Below are 21,677 nucleotides of genomic sequence, written 5' to 3'. Positions count from 1 at the left end.
CAACAGACACGCAAAGAGAGGAGACGCAACATGAAAATCCGCAACCTGATCGGAGCCGCCCTGTGCGCGGCGGCCGTCGTCGGCATGGCGCCCGCGCATGCGCAGAACTACAAGCCCGAGTACAAACTCTCCATCGTGGTCGGGACCACCTTCCCTTGGGGCCAGGGCGCTGAAATCTGGTCGAACCTGGTGCGCGAGCGCACCCAGGGCCGCATCAACATCAAGGTCTATCCCGGCACCTCGCTGGTCCAGGGCGACCAGACGCGCGAGTTCACCGCCATCCGCCAGGGCGTGATCGACATGGCCGTCGGCTCCACCATCAACTGGTCGCCGCAGGTCAAGCAGCTGAACCTGTTCTCCCTGCCCTTCCTGATGCCCGACTACGCCGCCATCGATTCGCTGGTACAGGGCGACGTGGGCAAGGAGATGTTCAAGCTCATCGAGAAGGCCGGCGTGGTGCCGCTGGCCTGGGGCGAGAACGGCTACCGCCAGCTCAGCAACTCCAAGCACGAGATCAAGAAGCCCGAAGACATGAAGGGCCTGAAGCTGCGCGTGGTCGGCTCGCCGCTGTACATCGACACCTTCACCGCGCTGGGCGCCAACCCCACGCAGATGAGCTGGGCCGATGCCCAGCCGGCGCTGGCCAGCGGCGCGGTCGATGGCCAGGAGAACCCGCTGTCGATCTACACCGGCTCCAAGCTCTACACCGTGGGCCAGAAGTACCTGACGCTGTGGAACTACGTGGCCGATCCGCTGATCTTCGTGGTCAACCGCGAGGTCTGGAATTCCTGGTCCGAGAAGGACCGCGACATCGTGCGCCAGGCCGCGCTGGACGCCGGCAAGCAGCAGATCGTGATCGCGCGCAAGGGCGTGACGCCTGAAGATCCGTCGCTGCTGAAGGAGATCGAAGGCCACGGCGTGACCGTGACCTCGCTGTCGCAGGCGGACCACGAGGCCTTCGTCAAGGTCACCAAGCCGGTCTACGACAAGTGGAAGAAGCAGATCGGCGAAGACCTGGTGAACCTGGCTGAAAAGTCGATCGCCAATCGCAAGAAGTAAATGCGCAAGAACTGAGCCCGCAAGAACAAGCAGCAAGCCCCAGGGGAACGGCGGCGCAAGCCGCCAACCGAGGCAGGGACGTCAGATCCCGCCCACCAACGGGCGCCGGCCACAAGCTGGCGCCCGTTTTCTTTGCCGTGCCGCAATGGCATTGGCCCCGCTCGTTTTTCTGGCTGCGTCGCAGCGCCATGGCCCCCGCCCGTTTCTCTGGCTGCATCGCAGCGCCCGTGCCAGCGTCCGCCAGCCGTGCAACTAGGCCGGATAACTGACTTCCAGGATGTCCAGCTCCTCGATGCCGCCGGGCGTGCGCAGCACCACGGTATCGCCTTCCTTGGCCTTGATCAGGGCGCGCGCCACCGGCGAGATCCAGCTGATCTTGCCCGCCAGCGGCTCCGCCTCGTCGACGCCGACGATGGTCACATTGTGTTCCTGGCCGGCCTTGTCCGAGTACAGCACCGTGGCGCCGAAGAAAACCTGGTCGCGGTTAGGCTGAGCCGCGGGATCGACCACTTCGGCGATGTCCAGGCGCTTGGTCAGGAAGCGCATGCGGCGGTCGATCTCGCGCAGGCGCTTCTTGCCGTAGAGATAGTCGCCGTTCTCGGAACGGTCGCCGTTGGACGCCGCCCACGACACCACCTGCACGACGGAGGGGCGCTCCACGTTCATCAGGTGCGTGAGCTCGCCGCGCAGGCGCTCGTAGCCGCCGGGCGTCATGTAGTTCTTGGTGCCCGCGGGCAGGGCCTGGGCTTGCGGCAGATCGTCGTCGTCCTCGTTGTCCGACTCTTTGACAAAGGCTTTGTTCATGGCGGTTGCGCCGTCAGGGCGCGGTCACAGTCGATAGCTTGAAGGGCAAGGCGGCCTGGCCGCCGCCCGCGTCAGAACCAGTCGTGCCAGACCGGTTTAAGGTCGGACGGCAAGGCCGGCAAGCGGCCCAGATCCACCCGGCTTTCGTTCGGGCTATGGAAGTCCGAACCGCGCGACGCCAGGAATCCGTAGCGGCGCGCCACATCCGCATAATAGCGGGCCTCTTCGGAGGTATGGCTGCCCGTGGTCACTTCGATGCCCAGGCCGCCCAGCTGCAGGAATTCGTCGAACAGCGCCGCGAATTGCAGCGGCGTGTACTTGTAGCGGCCCGGATGCGCGATGACCGCGATGCCGCCGGCGCCGCGGATCCAGCCCACGGCTTCGGCCAGCGTGGCCCATTGCATGGGCACGTGGCCGGGGCGGTCGTCGCCCAGGTGCTTGGTGAACACGGTCTGCACGTCGGGGCAGTAGCCGGCTTCGACCAGATAGCGCGCGAAGTGCGTGCGGCTGATGAGTTCGGGGTTGCCCGCGAACGGCAGCGCGCCTTCGTAGGCGCCGGGCATGCCCATTTCCGCCAGGCGTTCGCCGATGCGCTTGGCGCGTTCGGCGCGGCCGGAGCGGGTCTTGCGCAGGCCTTCGACCAGCGCGGCATTCTCGGGGTCGAAGCGCAGGCCCACGATGTGCACCGTCACGCCCGCCCAGGTCACCGAGATCTCGACGCCGGTGGCGAAGTCCATGTCCAGGTCGCGCGCGGCGCGGGCCGCTTCGGCCAGGCCGCCGACTTCGTCGTGGTCGGTCAGCGCCCAGACGTCCACGCCGTTGGCATGCGCGCGCTGCGCCACGTCGCGGGGCGCAAGCGCGCCGTCCGAAACGGTGGAATGGCAATGCAGATCGATGTTCAGGGTGCGCGCGTTCATCCAGCTATTGTAGAGAAGGCCCGGCGGCATGGATAGCGCCGAGCCGTCCCCGGTTTGCCGGCGCGCTCAGGCCAACAGGAATGCAGCGACCGGATCCACCTGCTCGGCCGACATCAGCGTGGGCGCATGGCCCACGCCGCGCACCTCGTGCGCCTGCGCGCGCGGATTGCGCTTGAGCATTTCCTCGACGGTGGCGCGGGTCAGCAGATCTGATTCCTCGCCTCGCACGATCAGCACCGGGCACTCCACGACGTCATAGGACCGCCACAGGATCTGTTCGCCCGCGGCCAGCTCTTCCGGGGTCTGCGCGGCCAGGGCCTGGGACAGCGCCAAGTCGTAGTGCTTGACCCATTTGCCGCCCTGCTCGGGATAGAGGTAGCGCGCCAGTTCCGCCCATTGCGCATCGGTATGCGGGCCGAAGGTCGTGGAGTTGGCGCGCATGGCGGCCACCGCCTCTTCGAAGCTCGCGAATTCGCCGGGATCGCCCACGTACTGGCCGATGCGCGCCAGCGCGCCGGTTTCCAGGCGCGGCCCCACGTCGTTGAGCACCAGCTTGTCCAGATGGAAGCCCTGCTCCGGCGGCAGCATGCCCGCATGCGGACGCATGGCCAGCATGGCGCGGGCAAAGACGGCGGCACCCGGCAGCGCCAGGCCGATCAGCCCGCCCATGGACGTGCCCACCCACGCCAGCCGCGCCGGCTTGAGCCGGGCCAGCAGGGTCACCATGTCGGACACGTACTGCGGCACCGTGTAGAACGCCGGATTGGCCAGCCAGTCGGAACGGCCGCGCCCCACCACGTCCGGGCACACAACGCGGTAGCGCCCGGCCAGGCGCCGCGCCAGCGTATCGAAATCGCGGCCGCTGCGGGTCAGGCCGTGCACGCACACCAGTACCTGGTCATTGGCCGGATCGCCCCATTCCCAATAGGCCATGCGGTGCAGGCCGGCCGGGCTGGCGCAGGTGACGAATTCCAAACGGGGTTCCAGGCTGGCGTCCACCATCGATACACTCCACGAGTCATTGCACGCCACTGCAAAAGGCGTGTCAGGCCGGTATCTTATCGGACTGCGGGCTGCGCCGCCGCAACATCCGGACCGCGCGGTTCTGGACTATCGGCCCGGTCGTCGCTACGATCCTTGCATCCGAATCGCCGCGCCCGCCGCGGAATTGCCATTGCCTATCGGGGCGATCCAATCATTAAATTGGAGTTGCGGACCTGTTAGGATCAGAGTCGGAAGTTTCAAGCATTGCCAGATCAGTCATCCCAAAATTGATATGGAGTCCGTATGCAGCAAAGCAGTCCTTCCTCGCCGCTGGCCACCAGCCATCCCCCCCTCAGTTCCCCTCCCCCCGAACCTCCCAAAGTGCTCCAGGACATCCTGGCCCGGGCCGATGTCCGCATCAACGGCACCCGCCCCTGGGACATTCAGGTTCATGACAAGCATATGTACGATCGCGTCTTCGCCAGCTGGTCACTGGGCCTGGGCGAATCCTACATGGACGGCGAATGGGACTGCGAGCAGCTGGATGAACTGTTCACCCGCCTGCTGCGCGCGGACATGGGATCGGCGGCGCTGGGCCTGGCCCGCGTCAAGCTGATCGCCGAGCACCTGCGCCACAAGCTGTTCAACCTGCAATCCAAGAACCGCGCGTTCGAAGTCGGCGAGCAGCACTACGATGCCGGCAACGACGTGTTCGAGGCCATGCTGGACAGCCGCATGATCTACTCCTGCGCCTACTGGGAAAACGCCAAGACGCTGGAAGAGGCGCAGCTGGCCAAGCTGGAGATGATCTGCCGCAAATTGCAGCTGCGCGAAGGCGAGACGCTGCTGGATATCGGCTGCGGCTGGGGCGGGCTGGCGCGCTTTGCCGCCGAACGCTATGGCGTCAAGGTCACCGGCGTGACCGTCTCCAAGGAGCAGCTGGCGCTGGCGCAGGAACGGGTCAAGGGCCTGCCGGTGCAACTGCTGCTGCAGGACTACCGCGACCTGCAGGGCAGCTTCGACAAGGTGGTGTCGGTGGGCATGTTCGAGCACGTCGGCCCCAAGAACTACGACACCTACTTCAGCAACGTGCAGCGCCTGATGGCGCCGGACGGCGTGTTCCTGCTGCACACCATCGGCATCGCCTCCACCAGCCAGAGCACCGATCCCTGGATCGACCGCTACGTCTTCCCCAACGGCAAGCTGCCCTCCGCGCGCGAGATCGCCACCGCCGTGGAAGGCCGCTTCATCATCGAAGACTGGCATAACTTCGGCGCCGACTACGACCGCACGCTGATGGCCTGGTGGGACAACTTCGAACGCGCCTGGCCCGAACTGGAGCCGCGCTACGGCACGCGCTTCTACCGCATGTGGAAGTACTACCTGATGTGCTGCGCCGGCTTCTTCCGCTCGCGCGAAGGCCAGCTCTGGCAAGTGATGCTGACCCATCCGCAACGCCAGGACATGTACCGCTCGCTGCGTTGAACCCGCTGGCGCCATGACAGGAAAGCCGCCCGAGGGCGGCTTTCTTTTTGGGGAGTCCAGGCGCTAGATCAGCGGGCGGCTGAGCCGCCCCCGGCGTCCTCGCGGATCATGTCCGCGGCCCGTTCCGCGATCATGATGGTCGGCGAGTTGGTATTGCCCGACGTGATCAGCGGCATCACCGAGGCATCGGCGATGCGCAGGCCCTCCAGGCCGAGGACGCGCAGCCGCGCATCCACCACCGCGCCGCCGTCGGCGTCGCGCCCCATGGCGCACGTGCCCACCGGATGGAAGATGGTGGTGCCGATCTTGCCCGCCGCTTCCCGCAGCTCGGCGTCCGTCTGGAATGCCGGGCCCGGCAGCCATTCCTGCGGCTGGTAGCGCTGCAAGGCCGGCGCCGCCGCGATCCGCCGCACCAGCCGGATGGAATCGGCCGCCACGCGCAGGTCTGCGTCGGTGCTCAGGTAGTTGGGGGAAATGACCGGCGCGCCTTGCGGCCCCTGCGCGTGTACGCTGCCCCGCGAGGTGGGCCGCAGATTGCAGACGCTGGCGGTAAACGCGTCAAAGCCATGCAATGGCTCGCCGAAAGCCCCTAGCGACAAGGGCTGCACATGGAACTCGACGTTGGCCCGCGCCTGCCCAGGATCGGACTTGGCGAACGCGCCCAGCTGCGACGGCGCCATGCTCATCGGGCCGCTGCGTTTGAGCAGGTATTCCAGGCCGATGCCCGCCTTGCCCCACCAGGTGGAAGCGATGCGGTTCAGCGTCTTCACGCCCTGGACTTGGAGGATGACGCGCAGCTGCAAATGATCCTGCAGGTTCTCGCCCACGCCCGGCAAGGCGTGGCGCAAGGCGATACCGCTCTCGCGCAGGCGCGCCGGCTCGCCCACGCCGGAGAGTTCCAGCAGATGCGGCGTGTTCACCGCGCCCGCCGCCAGCACCACTTCGCGGCGCGCGCGCAACGTCACGCTCTGTCCGCCGCGGCGCAGCTGCACGCCGACGCAGCGCTTGCCTTCGAACACCAGCTGCTCGGCTTGCGCGCCCGTCATCACATGCAGGTTGGGACGTTTTTGCACCGGCCGCAGGAACGCCTTGGAGGTATTCCAGCGCCAGCCGCCGCGCTGGTTGACCTCGAAGTAGCCACAGCCAAAGTTGTCGCCGCGGTTGAAATCCTGCACGCGCGGAATGCCCTCCTGTTCCGCCGCGCCGGCAAAGGCCTCCAGGATGTCCCAGCGCAGGCGCTGCGATTCCACGCGCCACTCGCCGCCCGCGCCATGGAATTCATCGGCGCCGCGGTGATAGTCCTCGCTGCGCTTGAACACCGGCAGCACCTGGTCCCAGCCCCAGGCCGGATCGCCCGACAGCGCGGCCCAATCCTCGTAGTCCTGGCGCTGGCCGCGCATATAGATCATGCCGTTGATCGACGAGCAGCCGCCCAGCACCCGGCCGCGCGGATAGATCAGCGAGCGTCCGCCCAGCCCCGGCTCGGCGACGGTGCGGTACATCCAGTCCGTTCGCGGATTGCCGATGCAGTGCAGGTACCCGACCGGGATATGGATCCAGTGATAGTTGTCGCGCCCGCCTGCCTCCAGCAGCAGCACCTGCGCGGCGGGATCGCGGCTCAGGCGGTTGGCCAGCACGCAGCCGGCCGAGCCCGCGCCCACGATGATGTAGTCGTATGTCTCCATAAGCTCTTCTTATCTGGTTGCCGGGGCAAAGGGCCTCCGGCGGCATTGAGCCGACCCGGTAGCGACAGGCTTCCACGCGCCGGGCATATGGCGTGACTCTCGCGCAGACGCCCGCAACTGTCCAATGAATTGTTGAAAAACGGTTTATAAGCAACTTAAATAATGCTCGCCCCGTCCGCCGCGCCTGGCGCGGCCTATTCACTCCCGGAACCGTCCATGGACCTGAAGCACATCCGCACCTTCGCCGCCGTGGCCCGCGAGGGCAATCTGACGCGCGCAGCCGAGCACCTGCACCTGACCCAGCCGGCGCTGAGCCTGCAATTGAAGAGTTTCCAGGAGTCGCTGGACCTGACGCTGTTCACGCGCACGGCCCAGGGCCTGGCGCCCAACGCCGACGGCCGGGCGCTGCTGCCTCCGGCCCTGCGCATCCTGGACGCGCTGGACGACTTCCAGCGTGCCATCGCGGCGCTGCGCGATACCGTCCAGGGCGACCTGCGCATCGGCACCATACTGGACCCGGAATTTCTGCGCCTGGGCGCCACCCTGCAATACCTGGTGGAGCACTATCCCAAGATCCGCCCCACCCTGCGCCACGGCATGTCCGGATGGGTGGTGAAGCAGGTGCGCGCGGGCGAACTGGACGTGGGATTCGCGCTCGGCCCGCAGGGGCGCGATCCGGGCGCCGCCGGGCTGGAGGCGCTGCCGCTGGCATCATTCGCCTATAGCGTGGTGGCCCCCAAGGGCTGGGGCGCGCAGGTAGCCGGCCGGGATTGGACCGCGATAGCGGCCCTGCCCTGGATCTGGACGCCGCCGGATTCCGTCCATCACCGGTTGCTGGCGGACAAGTTCGAGGCGCTGGGCATCGCGCCCAACGCCGTGGCCGAGGTCGACCAGGAGGCGTCGATGCTGGACCTGGTGCGTTCGGGAGTCGGCCTGTCGCTGGCGCGCGATTCCATCGCGCTGCGCGAATCCCAGGCCAACGGCCTGGTGCTGGTCAAGGGACTGTCGATCCAGGCCGAGCTGTCCTTCGTCATGCAGGCGGCCCGGCGCGACGATCCCCTGGTGGCGGCGGCCTGCGCCGCCGTGCAGGCGGCGTTCGCATAGCCGCCAGCGGCGGCGCCCGCGGCTCGCCGCCCGCAGCGCCGGCGCCGGCGCTGGCTATAGCGCAGTTGCGAGCGCGTACTCCATATAGAGCTGGCGCAACTCCCGGCAGACCTGCCCAGGCCGTCCCGTGCCCACTGGACGGCCGTCCAGCTCGATCACCGGCAGCACGAAATGCAGCGCCGAGGTCAGCACCAGTTCCGAAGCCTGGCGGCACTCGTCCAGCGTGAACTTGCGCTCTTCCACGGCCACTCCGCGCCTGCCGGCCAGCGCCAGCACCGCGGCACGCGTGCAGCCCGGCAGGATCTCGCGCGACAAGGGCCGCACCACGATCCGTCCCTGCCCGTCGACCAGCAGCACGCTGGACGACGCCCCTTCCGTCACCACGCCGTCGGCGTCGACCATCATCGCTTCAAACGCCCCCGAGGCCTGCGCCGCCTGCTTGGCCAGGACCTGGGCGATCAGCGACACGCTCTTGATGTCGCGCCGCTGCCAGCGCATGTCCGGCACGCTCGCCACTCGCACGCCCGATTCCGCCAGCGGATTCACGCGCAGCGATTTTTCGCTGGTGTACATCATCACTGTGGGCTCGACGTCGGCCGGGAAGGCGAAATCGCGCTTGTTGTCCGCGCCGCGCGTGACCTGCACGTAGACGGAGCCTTCGCGCAGGCCGTTGCGCCGCACCAGCTCGCGGCAGCGCTCCAGCAGCGCGTCGCGCGGCAAGGGATTGCGGATGCCGACCTCGGCCAGGCTGCGCGCCAGGCGGGCGGCATGTCGTTCGAACTCCAGCAGCAGGCCGTCGATCACCGCGATCACTTCGTAGACGCCGTCGCCGAATAGAAATCCCCGGTCCAGCGCCGGGACGACGGCCTGTTCGGCCGGAACGAGATTGCCGTTGATATAGAAGATGGAGGACATGGATGCTTCTGAGGGTGAGGGAAATCAGTGGCTGATGATGCGGGACAGGAAAGCTTGCGAGCGCGCCGAAGCGGCGTTGCCGAAGAACGACTCGGCGCTGGCGTCGTCGATGATCTCGCCGGACTCCATGAACACGACGCGGTTGGCGACGCGGCGCGCGAAACCCATTTCGTGCGTGACCACCATCATGGTCATGCCGTCGCGCGCCAGCCCCGTCATCACATCCAGCACTTCGCCGATCATTTCCGGGTCGAGCGCCGAGGTCGGCTCGTCGAACAGCATCACCACCGGGTCCATGGCCAGCGCCCGCGCAATCGCGACGCGCTGCTGCTGGCCACCCGAGAGCTGGCCCGGATGCTTATCGCGATGCGCCGCCACGCCGACGCGCTCCAGCAGCGCCGCCGCCTTTTCCTCTGCCTGCGCGCGGCTGCGGCCCAGCACGTTGACCTGCCCCAGGCAGACGTTCTGCAGCACCGTCAGATGAGGAAACAGCTCGAAGTGCTGGAACACCATGCCAACGCGGGCGCGCAGTTTCGGCAGGTTCGTTTCTGGCGCCCCGACATCGGTGCCGTCGACCACGATGCGGCCGGCATCGAAGGGCTCCAGCCGGTTCACGCATTTGATCAGCGTCGATTTTCCCGACCCGGACGGCCCGCAGACCACCACCACTTCGCCGCGCTGCACGCGCAGCGAGCAGCGCTTGAGTACCGGCAGGTCGCCGTAGCGCTTGCCCACCTGTTGAATGTCGATCATGAATGAAGACTCCTCATGGAAATACCTGAATGCTCAGGCCCCGATCCGGGCTCGCAGCGCCCGCACGCCGCGCGAGGCGGTGAACGAGATCACGAAAAACACCAGCGCGACCAGCACGTACATTTCGACCAGGCGGTTGTCCCGCTGCGCGATCTTGGTCGCCGCTCCCAGGAAATCCGTCAGCGACAGGACATAGACCAGCGCCGTTTCCTGGAAGATGACGATCACTTGGGTCAGCAACACCGGCAGCATGTTGCGCAGGGCCTGCGGCAGGATCACCTTGCGCAGCACCTGGCCATGCCGCAGCCCCAGGGCGCTGCCTGCCGCGTATTGGCCCGGCCCCACGCTGCGCACGCCCGCCCGGATGATCTCGGAGAAGTACGCAGCCTCGAACAGGATGAAGGTAATGAACGCCGAACCCATGGCGCCCAGCACGATGGGCCGCTCGGAGCCGGTGATCCATTGCAGCGCATAGGGCAGGATGAAATAGATCAGGAAGATCACCAGCACCAGCGGCAAGGAACGGAACAGGTTCACGTAGATCGTCGCGGGCCACGCCGCCAGGCGTCCGCCGTAAAGCCGCGCCATGGCCAGCACCGTGCCCAGCAGCAGGCCGCCCACGGTCGACGTGAAAGTCAGCAGCAGCGTGAAGCGCAGGCCCGACAGGATCAGGTACGGCAGCGCGTCGATGATCGATTGCAGGTCGAAATCCGTCATGCCCGGCCTCCCTTCGCCACGCGCCCGCCCGCGGCGCGGCCCGGAATGCGCAGCTTGTATTCCAGCGCGCGCATCGCCACGATCACGATGAGGTTGAGCGCCAGGTAGGCCATGGTGGCGGTCAGAAAGGCCTCGAACACCTGGAACGAAAACTCCTGCATCGCATGGGCCTGGGCGGTCAGCTCCGCCAACCCTATCGTCAGCGCCACCGAGGTGTTCTTGATGGTATTCAGGCAGTCCGAGGTCATGGTGGGCAGGACCGTGCGCAGCGCGTTGGGCAGCAGCACGTGCCGGTACAGTTGCGGCAAGGTCAGGCCCAGCGCCAGGCCCGCGTTGCGCTGCCCCTTGGGCAAGGCCTCGATCCCTGCGCGCAGCTGTTCGCCGATGCGCGCGGACATGTACATGCCGATGGCCAGCGCAGCCGTATAGAAGGACGCGTCGGGCAGCTGCTTGATCCAGTCCCCGGCCGCCGCAGGCAGCAGTTCCGGCAGGACGAAGTACCACAGGAACATCTGCACGATCAGCGGGATGTTCCGGAACACTTCCACATAGACGGCTGCGGCGGCTCGCGCCTTGCGATACGGCAGCGTGCGCGCCACCCCGACCGCCAGGCCCATTGCCAGCGCGATCAGCCAGGCCAGCGCCGCCGTCTTGACGGTCACGCTCAGGCCGTCCAGCAGCGTCTGCAGATAGGTTTGCCCGCCGTCGGGCGATGGGGCGAACAGCACGCCCCAGTTCCATTGATATGACATGCTCTTCTCGAAGATCAGGCCGCGCGCGGTCCCGGTCCCCGCGAGGGGGACCGCGCAGCGGCGTATTGCGGCGGGTACGGGTCCTAGCGGTAGGCGGCGGGATCGCCCGAATCGGTAGGCTTCGCCACCACGCGCTTGAGCGCATCGCTCATCGCCACGTTCAGGTTGATGCCCTTGGGCGGCAGCGGGCTGCGGTACCAGCGGTCGTACAGCGCCTCGAACTCGCCGCTGGCATAGAGCGCCTTGATGGTGTCGTCCACCAGCGCCTTGAACTGCGGATCGTCGCGGCGCAGCATGATGGCGTAGGGTTCGATCGACAGCGACTCGCTGGAGACCTCGTAGCGGTCGGGCTGCTTGGCGTTGGCGATCAGGCCGTAGAGCAGGATGTCGTCCATGACGAATGCGGCGGCGCGGCCGGTCTCGACCATCAGGAAGCCTTCCGCATGTTCCTTCACAGGCACGATCCTCATGCCCAGTCCGCGCGTCTCGTTCAGCTCGTTGATCTGGCGGATGTTGGCGGTCCCGGAGGTCGAGGCCACCACCTTGCCCTTCAGGTCGTCGATGCTGCGCAGCTTGGACGACTTCTGGCTGAGGAAGCGATTGCCGGTCACGAAGGTCGTGACCGAGAAAGCCACCTGCTGCTGGCGGTCCAGGGTGTTGGAGGTGGAGGCGCATTCCAGGTCGATGGTGCCGTTGCCCATCAGCGGAATGCGCGTCGCGGACGTGACGGGCAGGTACTTCACCTGGATGTCGCTGCGGTTCAGGCGGGTCTGCACCGCCTTGACGATGCGCTCGCAGATGTCGATCGAGTAGCCGACGGGCTTCTGCTTGCCGTCATAGTAGGAAAACGGAATTGACGTCTCGCGGTGGCCGATCGTGATCGAGCCGGTATCGGCGACCTTCTTCAGCGTCCCGTCGAGCTGCTGGGCCGCGGCGGTGCCCGCCACGGCTACCGCCAATGCCGCGATCGACGCCTTGATGCAAAGTGCCATGCCTATCTCCTTTGGATTCATATATTTATGGGGTGCTGCAGAGAACCTGCCGCCGAGCGCGCCCGCCCTCCCCCCCGGGTTGCGGGGAAGTCGCGGCCGCGCCTGGTCAGCGCTTGGTATAGAGGTTGAACACGCGCTCCACCGGCTCCTGGGCCGGCCCCTGGCGGCGCGCATACATGCAGATCTGCATCGGAATCGCGCTGCGGCGGTCCTTGACCGCCACGATCTCGCCCGCGTCCAGCCCTGCCTTGGCGCTGGACTCCGGCAGCCACGCCAGCCCGACGCCGGCGCTGACCAGCGCACGGGCGCCGTCGACGAAATCGGTTTCGCAGACGCGCTCCAGCACGGGGCGTTGCAGCAGGTCGCCGCAGGCCAGCTCGACCAGGCGCCGGAAATAAGCGCCCTGGGCATACGACACGTAGGGATAGCGCGCCGCGGAATCGCTGGCGTACAGGGCCGCCTCGTCCACCGGCATGGCGGCGGGCCGGTACAGGCGCAGGCCGTCGGGCGCCATGCCGGTCCGCATATAGGCTTGCGGGTCCAGCTGTATGTCTTCGGCCGCGTGGCGGAAACACACCAGCAGGTCCACGACTCCAGCGGCCAGCCACTCGACCGAGTCATGCACATTGCCCACATGCAGGCGCAGCGAGCCGACGCCGCCCTCGCTCTTCCAGCGCGCACACCAGCCCGGGAAATGCGAGGTCGCCAGGCAATGCGGCATCGCTACCCGCAGGACCGCGCCTTCATGGCTGGCTACGCCGGCATCGCCGCGCGCGTCGACCACCTTGCGCACGATCTCGGCGGCATTGGAACGGAACTGCTCGCCGGCCGCCGTCAGGCGCAAGGGGAAGCGGCTACGGTCGATCAGCGCCGTGCCCGCCCAGGTCTCCAGCGACTGGATGCGCCGGCTGAACGCCGACTGCGACACATGGCGCAGCTCGGCAGCCGTGGTGAACTGCCCGCATTCCGCCAGGGTCAGGAAATCCTGGAACCAACGTAGATCCATTGCAACCGCCGTAGCCTCAATCCGAGTGTGGGGCAGTATAGGGACCGGGCGGAAGCGGCGTATGCATAGTTTGCATAATGCCCTTCCCGGCCTGCCGGACCGGTCCATGCATCCCATTCCAGGCTTGGGGCCGGCCTTGTCCGCTCCAACCGGGTGCAGTCCGCGGAGCGCCATGCACCAGCTTGAGGCATGGACACATCCCGCCGCCGACCGCGCGCCTTCTTTCCCCCAATCGTCTCCCCCCTTCCGCGCCTTGCGTTCCCTGGCATTCCCGCCCGCAGCAGCCGCCAGCGGCATTCCTGGCATGGACTTTGCTTGATGACTGGCATGCGGGCCGCAAGGCCGGCACGACAACTTGAGCGATACCGGCAAAGGCGCCCCGACCGCAAGGTCCAGGGCGCCTTTCGCCTTCCGAAACCTGAAGATCCAAGCCCGGGGATATCCCATGAACGCATCGGCCCCTACCGATACCCTGCAGGACCTCGTCATCGTCGGCAACGGCATGGTCGGTCACCATTGCGTCGAGCAGCTGGTCGCGCGCGGCGCGCTGCAGCGCTATCGCATCCATGTGTACGGCGAGGAAAGCCGCCGCGCCTACGACCGGGTGCACCTGTCCGAATACCTGAACGGCCGCGACGCCGGCTCGATGGCGCTGGGCGACGCCGCCCTGTATGAGCAGGAAGGCGTGACCCTGCGCCTGCACACCGCGGTGCTGGAAATAGACCGGCATCGCCGCGAAATCGTCACGGCCCAGGGCCGCCACCGCTACGACAAGCTGGTCCTGGCGACGGGCTCCTACCCCTTCGTGCCGCCGATCGCGGGCGCGGAAGGCGCCTCGCGCCTGGTGTACCGCACGCTGGACGACCTGGATCTGATCCGCGACGCCGCCGGCGGCGCACGCCGCGGCGTGGTCGTCGGCGGCGGCCTGCTGGGCCTGGAAGCCGCCAATGCGCTGAAGTCGCTGAACCTGGAAGCGCACGTGGTGGAATTCGCGCCCCGGCTGATGCCGGTGCAGCTGGACGAGGAAGGCGGCGCGGCGCTGCGGGCCCGCATCGAAGCGCTGGGCGTGGGCGTGCACCTGTCGCGCGCCACACAGGACATCCGGCCCGGCACGCAGTACCGCTACCGCATGCGTTTCGCCGAAGGCGCCCCCCTGGAAACCGACCTGATCGTGTTCTCGGCCGGCATCCGCCCGCAGGTCGCGCTGGCGCGCAAGGCGGGCTTGACGCTGGCGGAGCGCGGCGGGGTGGCCATCGACGATCACTGCCGCAGCAGCGATGAAGACATCTATGCCATTGGCGAATGCGCGGCGTGGAACGGCAGCGTGTTCGGCCTGGTGGCGCCGGGCTACCAGATGGCGCGCACCGTGGCGGCGGCGCTTTGCGGCGAACCGGCGCAAGCCTTCGCTGGCGCCGACATGTCCACCAAGCTCAAGCTATTGGGCGTGGACGTGGGCTCCATCGGCGACGCCCATGGCGCGACGCCGGGCTCGCGCAGCTACCGATATATCGACGAGGCCGGCGCGGGCTATCGCCGCCTGGTGGTATCGGCCGACGGCAAGCGGGTGCTGGGCGCCGTCCTGGTCGGCGACAACAGCTGCTACGACACGCTGCTGCAATACGTGCAGAACGGCATCGCGCCGCCGGCCGACCCGGCCAGCCTGATCCTGCCCCAGGGCCAGGCGGCGCCGCTGTTGGGCGTGGAGTCGCTGCCCGCCACGGCCACCATCTGTTCCTGCCACAACGTGAGCAAGGGCGCTATCTGCGATGCCATCGACGGCGGCTGCGCCGACCTGGCAAGCGTCAAGGGCTGCACCAAGGCCACCTCGGGCTGCGGCGGCTGCGCCAGCCTGCTCAAGCAGGTGGTGGAACACGAACTGGCCGCGCGCGGCGTGGCCGTGGACCGCAGCCTGTGCGAGCACTTCGCCTATACCCGCCAGGAGCTCTACGCCATCGTGCGCGTGGGCGGCATCGAGACCTTCGAGCAACTACTGGCCAGCCACGGCCGCGGCCAGCTGGGCTGCGACATATGCAAGCCCGCCGTCGGCTCCATCCTGGCGTCCTGCTGGAACCGCCCGATCCAGGATCCGCACCTGGTGCCGCTGCAGGACACCAATGACACCTTCATGGCGAACATGCAGAAGAACGGCACCTACTCGGTCGTGCCGCGCATCCCGGCCGGCGAGATCACGCCCGACGGACTGATCGCCATCGGCGCCGTCGCCAAGAAGTACGGGCTGTACACCAAGATCACGGGCGGCCAGCGCATCGACCTGTTCGGCGCGCAGCTGCACGAGCTGCCGGACATCTGGGGCGAGCTGATCGCGGCAGGCTTCGAGACCGGCCATGCCTACGGCAAGTCGACCCGCACCGTGAAGTCCTGCGTGGGCAGCACCTGGTGCCGCTACGGCGTGCAGGACAGCGTGCGGATGGCGCTGGACATCGAGCACCGCTACAAGGGCCTGCGTTCGCCGCACAAGCTGAAGTTCGCCGTGTCCGGCTGCACGCGCGAATGCGCCGAGGCGCAAAGCAAGGACATCGGCGTGATCGCCACCGAAAAGGGCTGGAACCTGTATGTCTGCGGCAATGGCGGCATGCGCCCGCGCCACGCCGAACTCTTCGCCACCGACCTGGACGACGCCACGCTCATCCGCATCATCGACCGCCTGCTGATGTTCTACATCCGCACCGCCGACAAGCTGCAGCGCACCTCTGTCTGGCGTGAATCGCTGGAAGGCGGGCTGGACTACCTGAAGCGGGTGGTGCTGGAGGACAGCCTGGGCCTGTGCGCCGAGCTGGAGGCGCAGATGCAGCTGGTGGTGGACCGCTACGAATGCGAATGGGCCAACGCGCTGAACGATCCGGAAAAGCTCAAACGTTTCCGCACCTTTGTGAACGACAGCCGCCCGGACCCCGACATCCAGTTCGTGCAGGAACGGGGCCAGCCGCGGCCCGCGCCCGCGCGCGTAATCCCCATCGCCGAGGAGATCGCCTGATGAACGCCCGAGCCCATGAACCGCAGGCCTGGCGGCCCGTCTGCCGCCGCGAGGACCTGGTGCCCAATTCCGGCGTGGTGGTGCTGGTCGACGGCCAGCAGATCGCGCTTTTCTACGTGCCTCGGGCCGCGGGCGGCGAGGTATACGCCGTCGACAACCGCGACCCGCGCTCCGGCGCCAACGTCATCGGCCGCGGCATCGTCGGCCACCTGGGCGGCGAGCTGGTGGTCGCCTCGCCGCTCTACAAGCAGCACTTCCGCCTATCCGACGGGACCTGCGTGCAATACCCCGACCAGCGGCTGCGCGCATGGCGCGCGCGGCTCAATGCCGACGCGGTGGAGATCCGCTGAGGTCCCCTCCCCGCCCCCGATCCCTCCCGACCCAGGAAGTCATCATGTCCTACATCGTCCCTGCCGAATTCGTCACCAAGATGGTGGATGCCGGCGAATCCAAGATCTACATGGCCACCCGTGACGCGCTCATCCGCGCCTACATGGCCGGGGCCATCCTGGCGCTGGCCGCCGTGTTCGCCGTCACCGTTTCCGTGCAGACCGGATCGCCCATCCTGGGCGCCGCGCTTTTTCCCGTGGGCTTCTGCATTCTTTACCTGATGGGCTTCGACCTGCTGACGGGCGTATTCGTGCTGACCCCGCTGGCGCTGATGGACCGGCGCCCCGGCGTCACGCTCAAGGGCGTGCTGCGGCACTGGGGCGTGGTGTTCGTGGGCAACTTCCTCGGCGCGCTGACGGTGGCCTTCCTGATGGCCATCGTGTTCACCTACGGCTTCTCGACTCCGCCCAGCAAAGTCGGCGAAGTCATCTCGCACATCGGCGAGAACCGGACCCTGGGCTACAAGGAATACGGCGCGGGCGGCATGCTGACGATCTTCGTACGCGGCGTGCTGTGCAACTGGATGGTATCGCTGGGCGTGGTCGGCGCCATGATCTCCACCACCGTCAGCGGCAAAGTGATCGCCATGTGGATGCCCATCATGCTGTTCTTCGCGATGGGCTTCGAGCATTCGGTCGTGAACATGTTCCTGTTCCCGTCCGCGCTGATACTGGGCGGCAACTTCTCGATCATGGACTACATGATCTGGAACGAGATCCCGGTGGTGCTGGGCAACCTGATCGGCGGACTGTCGCTGACCGGCCTGACGCTCTACACCACGCACATGAAGACCGCGCCCAAGCGCAGCTTCAACTGAGATCCGCCCGCCATGGAGCGCCACTTCCGCGACGAGCGCGCGGCCTGCCTGCAGGTCGCGGTGGGCCAGCATAGCGAGGCCGGCAGGAAGTCCGTCAACCAGGACTTCCACGGCCTGTGCCTGCCGGGCGAGCCCATGCTGGGCGCCAAGGGCATCGCGGTCGCGCTGGCCGACGGCATCAGCAGCAGCGACGTCAGCCGCATCGCCAGCGAAACCGCGGTCGCAAGCTTCCTGGAAGATTATTACTGCACGCCGGAAACCTGGTCGGTGAAGAAGTCGGCGCAGAAGGTGCTGGGCGCGGCCAACGCCTGGCTGCACGCCCAGACCCGCCGGCGCCAGGATCCGGACCGGGACCACGGCTATTTGTGCGCCATGACGGTCATGGTGCTGAAGTCCGCCACGGCGCACATCCTGCACGTGGGCGACGCCCGCATCTACCGCCTGCGCCAAGGCGCCGTGGAGCAGCTGACCGAGGACCACCGCGTCTGGGTCGCGCGCGGCAAGAGCTGCCTGAGTCGCGCCCTGGGCCTCGCGCCCCGTCTGGAGATCGACTATCACACCCAGCCCCTGGAGCAAGGCGATGTCTTCCTGCTGACAACCGACGGCGTCCACGAGCACATCGGCCCGCAGGACATCGCCGACGCCGTGGCGGCGCATCCCGCCGAACTCGACGCGGCGGCGCGCGCGCTGGCGGCATTGGCCTACGCGCGCGGCAGCGCCGACAACCTCACCGTGCAGATCGTGCGCATCGACGCCCTGCCCGGCCGCCTGGCCAGCGAACTGGGCCGCTACGGCCTGGACCTGCCCTGTCCTCCGCTGCTGGCCGCTGGCCAGGAGTTCGAGGGCTTTCTCATCCTGGACGAACTGCATGCCAGCAGCCGCAGCCATGTCTACCTGGCGCGCGACCTGGCGGACGGCGGACAGGCCGTCATCAAGATCCCCTCGCTGGACCTGCGGCACGATCCGGCCTATCTGGAGCGCCTGTTGACCGAGGAATGGATCGCGCGCCGCATCGCCAGCCGCCACGTGCTGCGCGCCTGGCCCCGCAAGGGCCCACGCCGCTATCTGTACACCGTCAGCGAGTACCTCGAAGGCCAGACCCTGACGCAATGGATGGCGGCCAACCCCAGGCCTGCGCTGACATCCGCCATCGCGCTGGTCGAACAGATCGCGCGCGGCCTGCAGGCCCTGCACCGGCTGGAGCTGGTGCACCAGGACCTGCGGCCCGACAACATCCTGATAGCCGCGGACGGCGCCGCCAGGATCATCGACCTGGGCTCGGCCAAGGCCGCCGGCATCGAGGAAATGGCGCTGGACGGCGGTGGCGCCCAGCCCATGCTGGGCACCGCCCAGTACGCGGCGCCCGAGTACTTCCTGGGCGAACCCGGCACGCCGCGCTCCGACCTCTATTCGCTGGCCGCGATGCTCTACCAGATGCTGTCCGGCCGCCTGCCCTATGGGCCCGACGCGGCCCGCGCCCGCAGCCGCGCCGCGCAGCTGCGCCTGCGCTACGCGCCGGTACGGGAGCCCGACAGCGAATACCCCGCCTGGATCGACGGCGTGCTCAGCCGGGCTCTACACCCCGACCCGCGCTCGCGCACGTCCGAATTGTCCGAATTCACTCACGCGCTGCGCCATCCCGAAGACAGCTTCCATGGCGGCGAACGGCTGCCGCTGCTGGACCGCAACCCCCTGGCCTTCTGGAAGGGCTTGAGCCTGATCCTCGCCATCGCGCTTGCAGCGGTGGCCCTCTATCCATGAACACAAGGACGCACACCACGGACCCTGCCGTATGGTTGATCGGCGCGGGTCCTGGAACATTGTCCGCGAGCCCGCCGGATGCGCGCGCCCGCAGGCTTGCATGACGCCGACCTGCGCCGCAGCGCCTGAACCCTGTCCCGCCGAGAACCGATCCCATGACCGAACGCCACATGCCGCCGCCGCTGCGTTTCCTGCTCGCCGCGCGGCGCAGCGAACTCCAGGACCTGGAAACCCTGGCGCGCAGCTGCGACCTGGTCGTGCGCATCGGCGCACTGGCGCACGCGCTGCAGAAGGAGCGCGGCTACTCCAATCTCTGCCTTTGCAGCGGCGACGCGCGCATGCGGCCCGCGCTGGCAGACTTGAGCCACGAGGCCCTGACGCTCGAAGCCGAGGTCCGGCGGATGCTGGACGGGCTGGCGGCCGATCCCGCAGCCGGCCGCGCCCGCGCCCGGCTGCTCAACAGCATCGCCCATTCCCTGTTCCGGCTTGATGAACTGGCCGGGCTGCGGCGGCAGGTGCGAGACCTGCGCGTGCCGGCGGCCGACGCCGACGCGCGCTTCACCCAGGCCATCGGCAGCCTGCTCGCCGTGGTCTTCGAAGCGGCGGACGCCGCGCTGGACCCGGACGTCACCCGCCACCTGGTGGCACTGCTGAATTTCATGCAAGGCAAGGAACTGAGCGGCCAGGAACGCGCCTGCGGCGTCATGGGCTACACCGCCGGCAGCTTCACCGACGCGCAGAAGGTACGCATGTTGGGCTTGGCCGCCAGCCAGGAGCGCAGCTTCGGCATCTTCGCCCAGTACGCGGAACCCGCGGCGCGGCAAGCCTGGCAGCAGATCCAGCAGCAAGCCGAGGAAATGCGGCGCATGCGCGCGATGGCGCAACGCACGTCTGCCGGCCAGCCGCTGGATGCGGGGCTGGCCGAGATCTGGTTCCAGCTGTGCACCGCCCGCATCGACGCCATGCGCGGCCTGGAAAGCCTGCTGGCCCAGGCGCTGGCGCAGGCTTGCGCGCAGCGCATCGCCGATGCCCGCCAGGAACTGCACGACCGCCGCCTGTTGCTGAGCCGCCATGCCGAGCATGCCAGCGGCCGCCTGCCCAGCATGGTGTACAGCGTGCAGGGACGCGTCGTGGACCAGCCTCCGGCGGACGGCGCGGGCGATGAGCTCGAACGCTCCATCCTCGACATGATGCGCGAACAGGCGCTGCGCATGCAGCGCGCCGATGAGGCCCTGGCCGCCGCGCGCGGCGCGCTGGATGAAGCCAGGCGCGTCGACCGCGCCAAGCTGATCCTGATCAGCCGCCACGGGCTGACGGAGCAGGCGGCGCATGAACGCCTGCAGCGCGCCGCCATGGAGGCCGGACTGTCCTTGTCCGACGTGGCGCGGCAGATCATCGAGCAGGCCGCCGCTTGAGCCGCGCCTAGGGAAGGTTTTCGCGGAAGATCACCTGGCTGCGCGCAAGTTCCACGCCGTTCATGGGGCTGCGCTTGTCGCGCAGGTTGCAGAAGATACGCACGCAGCTCATCAGCGCTTCCATCGGGCTTTGCGTGATGACCGCATCCATGGTGCCGTCTATCAGCAAGGCGCGGGTATCGGGCGTGAGGCCGTGGCCGATGAAGACCACCCGGTGTTGCTGTCCGGCCTCCTTCAGCGCCCGCGCCACGCCGTCGGACGCGCCGCCGATGTTGTAGATGCCGGCCAGCTGCGGATACTGCTCCAGCAGCTGGCGCGTCTGTTCGTAGTTTCTTTGCGCGTCGTCGTAGCCTTCGCGCAGGTCCACCACCTGCATGGCCTGGAACTGCTCGGCGTACAGCTGCAGGAAGCCCCCTTCGCGCTCTTCGTGGGCGCGGTAGTGGCGCGAGCCGGCGATCAGCGCCACGTGCGCCGCGCGAGAGCCGATGAAGCGGGCGATCAGGTAGCCCGCCGTGCGTCCGGCCGCGCGGTTGTCCAGGCCCACATAGGCCGCGCGGGCGCTGTTGGCCAGGTCGGAGATCAGCGTCACCGCCGGCACGCCCTGCTGCGCCAGCAGGTTCACGGCCTCGCGCACCGCCGGGTGCTCCAGCGCCATGAACGCGATGCCATCCGCGCGCCTGCCATGCTTGATCAGCGCTTGCGCCAGCGCGTCCGGGTTGAAGCTCTCCACGTACTCGACCTGGCAGCGGGCGTTGAGCGGCGTGAAGTGCTCCTGCGCATAGCTGACGGTGTCGCCCAGCATGCGCAGGTAGCGGTTGCTCCCGCGCGGCAGCAGGAACACCAGGCGCAGCGGCTCGGGCGCGGCCGCCGCGCGGACCTCCTGTTCCGGCAGATAGTCCAGTTCGATGGCCGCCTTGAAGACCTTCTGGGCGGTACTGGCGCGCACGCCCGGCCGGCGGTTGAGCACGCGATCGGCCGTGGCGGTGGAGACCCCGGCGCGCTCGGCCACATCGGCCAGGCGCGCCAGCTTGCGTTCGGGCGGAGTCCGATTCACATCAAAATCCATCATTAATCAGGTTTGACGATGATAGCGCCGATTCACTATTGTCCAGTCTGCCGCATGGTA

The 21,677-nt window shown here is 67.7% G+C and carries 19 protein-coding genes; 8 read left to right on the top strand and 11 right to left on the bottom strand.

Annotated features, from left to right (window positions below):
• Window positions 1–30 precede the first annotated feature (30 nt).
• A complete protein-coding gene (locus tag HWY37_RS08400; protein WP_175205909.1) occupies window positions 31–1,059 on the top strand; it encodes a DctP family TRAP transporter solute-binding subunit in 1,029 nt (342 codons plus the stop codon).
• 252 nt (window positions 1,060–1,311) lie between these two features.
• On the opposite strand, the gene greB is transcribed toward HWY37_RS08400, so the two are convergent.
• The 3 genes from greB to HWY37_RS08385 all read right to left on the bottom strand — a co-directional run bounded on the left by greB (window position 1,312) and on the right by HWY37_RS08385 (window position 3,782).
• The gene (gene greB, locus HWY37_RS08395; protein ID WP_175205908.1) at window positions 1,312–1,863 is read right to left on the bottom strand and encodes a transcription elongation factor GreB; all 552 of its coding nucleotides are present in this window, start codon (window positions 1,861–1,863) and stop codon (window positions 1,312–1,314) included.
• Between the two features lie 71 nt (window positions 1,864–1,934).
• Complete coding sequence (locus HWY37_RS08390; RefSeq protein ID WP_175205907.1) at window positions 1,935–2,780, bottom strand: 3',5'-nucleoside bisphosphate phosphatase; 846 nt, start codon at window positions 2,778–2,780, stop codon at window positions 1,935–1,937.
• A gap of 66 nt (window positions 2,781–2,846) precedes the next feature.
• Entirely contained in the window at window positions 2,847–3,782 is a 936-nt protein-coding gene (locus HWY37_RS08385; protein ID WP_176088342.1) for an alpha/beta fold hydrolase, read from the bottom strand.
• A gap of 285 nt (window positions 3,783–4,067) precedes the next feature.
• Here HWY37_RS08385 and cfa point away from each other — a divergent pair, with 285 nt between their 5' ends.
• On the top strand, window positions 4,068–5,249 hold the full coding sequence (cfa, locus tag HWY37_RS08380; RefSeq protein WP_176088341.1) for a cyclopropane fatty acyl phospholipid synthase: 1,182 nt from the start codon (window positions 4,068–4,070) through the stop codon (window positions 5,247–5,249).
• A 68-nt stretch (window positions 5,250–5,317) separates the two neighbouring features.
• Here cfa and HWY37_RS08375 read toward each other — a convergent pair whose 3' ends face one another.
• Window positions 5,318–6,934, bottom strand: coding sequence for a GMC family oxidoreductase (locus HWY37_RS08375; protein WP_176088340.1), 1,617 nt, complete (start codon window positions 6,932–6,934; stop codon window positions 5,318–5,320).
• A gap of 216 nt (window positions 6,935–7,150) precedes the next feature.
• On the opposite strand from HWY37_RS08375, the gene HWY37_RS08370 reads away from it, so the two are divergent.
• Window positions 7,151–8,038, top strand: coding sequence for a LysR family transcriptional regulator (locus HWY37_RS08370; RefSeq protein WP_175205903.1), 888 nt, complete (start codon window positions 7,151–7,153; stop codon window positions 8,036–8,038).
• A 54-nt stretch (window positions 8,039–8,092) separates the two neighbouring features.
• Here the strand turns inward: HWY37_RS08370 and HWY37_RS08365 are convergent, their stop codons facing one another.
• The 6 genes from HWY37_RS08365 to HWY37_RS08340 form a co-directional block, all read right to left on the bottom strand.
• Entirely contained in the window at window positions 8,093–8,953 is an 861-nt protein-coding gene (locus HWY37_RS08365; RefSeq protein WP_175205902.1) for a D-amino acid aminotransferase, read from the bottom strand.
• A 24-nt stretch (window positions 8,954–8,977) separates the two neighbouring features.
• On the bottom strand, window positions 8,978–9,706 hold the full coding sequence (locus tag HWY37_RS08360; protein ID WP_175205901.1) for an amino acid ABC transporter ATP-binding protein: 729 nt from the start codon (window positions 9,704–9,706) through the stop codon (window positions 8,978–8,980).
• Between the two features lie 33 nt (window positions 9,707–9,739).
• Window positions 9,740–10,423 carry an amino acid ABC transporter permease gene (locus HWY37_RS08355; RefSeq protein WP_175205900.1) on the bottom strand — a complete coding sequence of 228 codons (684 nt, stop codon included), beginning with the start codon at window positions 10,421–10,423 and terminating at the stop codon, window positions 9,740–9,742.
• A complete protein-coding gene (locus HWY37_RS08350) occupies window positions 10,420–11,175 on the bottom strand; it encodes an amino acid ABC transporter permease (RefSeq protein WP_176088339.1) in 756 nt (251 codons plus the stop codon). The genes HWY37_RS08355 and HWY37_RS08350 overlap by 4 nt, the downstream gene beginning before the upstream one ends.
• 83 nt (window positions 11,176–11,258) lie before the next feature.
• Complete coding sequence (locus HWY37_RS08345; protein WP_175205898.1) at window positions 11,259–12,167, bottom strand: transporter substrate-binding domain-containing protein; 909 nt, start codon at window positions 12,165–12,167, stop codon at window positions 11,259–11,261.
• Between the two features lie 106 nt (window positions 12,168–12,273).
• The gene (locus HWY37_RS08340) at window positions 12,274–13,173 is read right to left on the bottom strand and encodes a LysR family transcriptional regulator (protein ID WP_175205897.1); all 900 of its coding nucleotides are present in this window, start codon (window positions 13,171–13,173) and stop codon (window positions 12,274–12,276) included.
• 445 nt (window positions 13,174–13,618) lie between these two features.
• Between HWY37_RS08340 and nirB the strand changes: the two genes are divergently transcribed.
• The 5 genes from nirB (at window position 13,619) to HWY37_RS08315 (ending at window position 20,551) form a co-directional block, all read left to right on the top strand.
• Window positions 13,619–16,168 (top strand): nitrite reductase large subunit NirB, encoded by a 2,550-nt coding sequence (nirB, locus tag HWY37_RS08335; RefSeq protein ID WP_176088338.1) that lies wholly within the window; start codon window positions 13,619–13,621, stop codon window positions 16,166–16,168.
• Window positions 16,168–16,518: a nitrite reductase small subunit NirD gene (gene nirD / locus HWY37_RS08330; RefSeq protein WP_175205895.1), complete on the top strand. Its 351-nt coding sequence runs from the start codon at window positions 16,168–16,170 to the stop codon at window positions 16,516–16,518. Before nirB ends, nirD begins: the two co-directional genes overlap by 1 nt.
• Before the next feature lie 44 nt (window positions 16,519–16,562).
• Window positions 16,563–17,375, top strand: a complete 813-nt coding sequence (locus HWY37_RS08325; RefSeq protein ID WP_176088337.1) for a formate/nitrite transporter family protein — start codon at window positions 16,563–16,565, stop codon at window positions 17,373–17,375.
• Between the two features lie 12 nt (window positions 17,376–17,387).
• The gene (locus HWY37_RS08320) at window positions 17,388–19,136 is read left to right on the top strand and encodes a bifunctional protein-serine/threonine kinase/phosphatase (protein WP_175205893.1); all 1,749 of its coding nucleotides are present in this window, start codon (window positions 17,388–17,390) and stop codon (window positions 19,134–19,136) included.
• Between the two features lie 155 nt (window positions 19,137–19,291).
• On the top strand, window positions 19,292–20,551 hold the full coding sequence (locus HWY37_RS08315) for a nitrate- and nitrite sensing domain-containing protein (RefSeq protein ID WP_175205892.1): 1,260 nt from the start codon (window positions 19,292–19,294) through the stop codon (window positions 20,549–20,551).
• Between the two features lie 7 nt (window positions 20,552–20,558).
• Here the strand turns inward: HWY37_RS08315 and HWY37_RS08310 are convergent, their stop codons facing one another.
• Window positions 20,559–21,620, bottom strand: a complete 1,062-nt coding sequence (locus HWY37_RS08310; RefSeq protein WP_175205891.1) for a LacI family DNA-binding transcriptional regulator — start codon at window positions 21,618–21,620, stop codon at window positions 20,559–20,561.
• Window positions 21,621–21,677: the final 57 nt, after the last annotated feature.

This window comes from Achromobacter anxifer (assembly GCF_903652925.1).
GTDB classification, from domain to species: Bacteria; Pseudomonadota; Gammaproteobacteria; order Burkholderiales; family Burkholderiaceae_B; genus Achromobacter; species Achromobacter anxifer.
The sequence above is the reverse complement of the archived record's forward strand: the minus strand, read 5'-3'. Positions and strand labels throughout refer to the sequence as shown.